Source organism: Coleofasciculus sp. E1-EBD-02, assembly GCF_040218245.1.
Lineage (GTDB): Bacteria > Cyanobacteriota > Cyanobacteriia > Cyanobacteriales > Coleofasciculaceae > Coleofasciculus.
Genome location: NZ_JAVJQN010000232.1, coordinates 1 through 3496, shown reverse-complemented (window position 1 = coordinate 3496; position 3496 = coordinate 1). Strand labels below are relative to the sequence as shown.

The following is a 3496-nucleotide window of genomic DNA, read 5'->3' as shown; positions in this document are numbered from 1 at the left end:
TTAAAGCCGTCCCCAATTGGCAGGAACGACTAAGGCAGTATGTAGCTCAACTCATAGCTGAAGGCGAATAAATTCGCCGTGTCGGACTTCATCCCCCGACTAAAGTACGGGGGCTTCCGTCCTCCCGTCCTTTACCTGTGAACAACTTCTAGCACGAGAACGCGCCGCCCGTAAAGAGGCGGAGTCTGCCAACCGGATTAAAGATGAATTTCTGGCGATTTTGTCTCATGAATTGCGTTCTCCCCTGAATCCTATCCTGGGATGGACAAAGCTACTCCGCAGTCGTCAGTTTGATCAAGCCGCAACCGATAAGGCGTTGGCAACCATTGAACGCAATGCCACGATTCAAATTCAGTTAGTGGATGACTTACTCGATGTTGCCCGAATTCTGCGCGGAAAAGTTGTCTTAACCCGTCATCGGCTTGATTTAGCGATCACAATTAAAGCGGCGATTGAGACAGTGCAGTTAGCAGCAGAGGCGAAATCGATTCAAATTCAGACTCATTTTATCGGTAAGGTGGGTTTGATTGAAGGTGACTCTGGGCGGTTACAACAAGTGGTGTGGAATTTACTCTCCAATGCGGTGAAGTTTACTCCATCGGGGGGACAGGTGGATGTGACATTAGCAGGGGTGGATGATTTTGCCCAGATTACCGTCAGTGACACAGGTATCGGAATCCCTGCCGATATTCTTCCTCATATTTTCGACTATTTCCGTCAGGCGGATAGTTCGATGACGCGCCAGTTTGGGGGATTAGGATTAGGACTGGCGATCGCACGTCATATTGTGGACTTACATGATGGCATGATCCAGGCAGAAAGCCCAGGAGAAGGACAGGGGGCAACATTTACTGTCAGATTCCCCCTGCTTCCAGATAAAAAGCAACGAATCAGACATAACGCCCATGATTGGCAGAAAACGTCCGATACCACTCCCTTGAAGGGGATACGAGTTCTGGTTGTCGATGATGAGGCAGACACACGAGAACTCCTAGGGATCATTTTGCAACAAGCTGGGGCAGAGGTGATCACAATGGCATCAGCCCAGGAGGTGTTATCACAATTTAACCAGTTAACCATTGATATCCTGGTGAGTGACATTGGTATGCCCCAAATGGATGGCTATCGTTTATTGCAACAGATTCGGGGTATGTCCTCAAGCCAAGCGAATGTCGCTGCGATCGCATTAACGGCGTATGCGGGAGACTCCAATCAGCAAAAAGCCCTAGCCGCCGGATTTCAGCAGCATCTAGCCAAGCCTGTTGCCCCCAAGGATTTGATTCAAGCGATCGCCCGGTTAGTGAAACCGCGCAATGAATGAGTTTTTACCTTAATTACGTGTATTTGTCAATTTGCTTTAAGGTTGATTCTATGAAATGTCTGTAAAGATTTCCTGACAACCTTGAAGAGTTAGTAAACTCTCCGGATTTTTCACCCATTACGCGCCATTGGCTGATAAAACTGAATACTAGAGAAACCTAAATTTTGGGCAAAGCCGTTTATCTAATCATGCCAACTCATCCCAAATAAAGCTGTAAATATTGTTACAAAACTTAAAAATTTGCTGACTCTACAGGGTTAACGGCAGGGGTGAACCCTTGAGATTAATCGTTAGCAAATTAGAGAAAGAATTGTCCTTTATCGATTAATTGTAATGAAGTTTGTAGGTAGATGAATTAGCTCTCCCTTCGGGGAGAGTTTTTTGTTTTTTAGGCACAATTTAACTTCACAAAAGCTTTATAGAAAGTTCATCTTAACTTTATTGATCTCCGTAAAAATACGGTTATAGTTTAATTGTGGTCAGAGAAAAGCAGCGAAACGAACCTCAAAAACACAGTCGCTTACGTGATTTCTCGGAGACTACACAGAAACAGTAGTAACCACCACAAATATAAGTGGTACAACGTTTCGCAATCATCCTCAATGACATTACCTCTTGATTAATTTCAACGAGGGTATCATTTCAAAACCAACCATTTACGAAGGAGAAAATCTGATGGCTGTACAATTTGCAACAATTATCGCTGATACAACAGGTAGTAGCAATTTTTTGGATTCCGACTTCTACGGTATTTCCTTTGATTCTGATCAGGGTCTTCCGAACAGTTATATTCAATCAGTGACCCTAAATCTACAAGCAGGAAGCGATACAAATGCCTTTTTTGACCTAAGTGGTTTTGCTAGTTTCGGTCCTGTTTTAAGTAACCTAGTCGGTATCAATTCCAGCGACGTTACCTTCACTCCGAACAGCGATACATCAACCCTCACCCTCAACTTTACACCCAACTCTTTTGGTGTCGGTGATTCATTACGCTTTGGAGCAGACACAGACTTTCTTTCTGGTGGTTCAGGTATTTCTTCTAACAGTGGGGGTGCTTTTGGAGCGCAGGATGTTTCCTTTGAAATAACCTTGCAAGATGGCACGTCTTTTGTCTCCACATTTGATACTGTTAGTTCTACTCAGTCTGTCGTTGAAATCAGCACCCATGAATCAATTGTGGGAACCTCAGGAAATGATCAACTCAACGGTACATCGGCTAACGAGTACATCCAAGGTCTAGCGGGTGATGATAGCATCAATAGCAACGGCGGCGAAGATGTTCTCTTTGGTAACGCAGGTAACGATACAATTGCCGGAAGCCACGAGAGTGATTATATCGATGGCGGTGCTGATAACGACCTTCTCTACGGTAACGGCGGCGGCGATGAAATCTTCGGTCGCGGTGGCAATGATGGTCTCTATGGTAGTTCTGCTACAGATTATCTCAATGGGGGTAATGGTGATGACACCCTTTACGGAAATGGCGGTAGAGACACCCTTATCGGTGGTCGTGGTGATGACTTAATCTACGGTGGTTCATGTCCTGATCATATTCTCGGTGGCGAGGGCGACGACATCATTTACGCCAATGGTGCCGACAATGGCGCTGACTACATTGATAGTGGTGTTGGTCAGGATACCATCTGGCTGGGTCACGGTGATGCCGAGGTTGTCCTCTCACAAGGAGTTGGATTCGATGTGATTAATAACTTCCAGCTTGGTCAGACGTCTCTAATCGTTAGTGATGTGAATGCGTTGAGTTTCGCTGATGGTGCAAATGGTGCCCAAATCTATCAAGGCAGCGACTTGTTAGCCACCGTGAGTTGGCAGTCTGCTAGCACATTTGCCGATAACGTGAATGACATCTTTGTCGCCGCCTAGATATTTCGTCTGATGTTTTAGTCTTTCTTAGTCTGCATTTTAGTCTAGTCGAACCAAGCGGGAGATGCAAAGTATCTCCCAATTTTTTTTGTCTGAGTCTTTGTCGCCCAATCGCTCATTTGAATGCGCTTGCCACGAATCGCACAGCTACAGTTCTAACCGCTTCTAAAAACCTAGACAAACCTACCCACAAGTAATTCTGTCTTGGTATAAGTCCACGGTGTAACTTTTGGTCGATAACCGTTAACGCTTACACTTGGCTGATACCCGGCATTGTTGCTCGATATCAGCCTT

General features: G+C 45.3%; 2 protein-coding genes. Both read left to right on the top strand.

Features of this window, described 5'->3' with window-relative positions:
- Positions 1 to 196 precede the first annotated feature (196 nt).
- Positions 197 to 1321, top strand: a complete 1125-nt coding sequence (locus tag RIC07_RS34570) for a hybrid sensor histidine kinase/response regulator (RefSeq protein WP_446398468.1) — start codon at positions 197 to 199, stop codon at positions 1319 to 1321.
- Between the two features lie 675 nt (positions 1322 to 1996).
- Positions 1997 to 3202, top strand: a complete 1206-nt coding sequence (locus tag RIC07_RS34565; RefSeq protein WP_446398467.1) for a calcium-binding protein — start codon at positions 1997 to 1999, stop codon at positions 3200 to 3202.
- Positions 3203 to 3496: the final 294 nt, after the last annotated feature.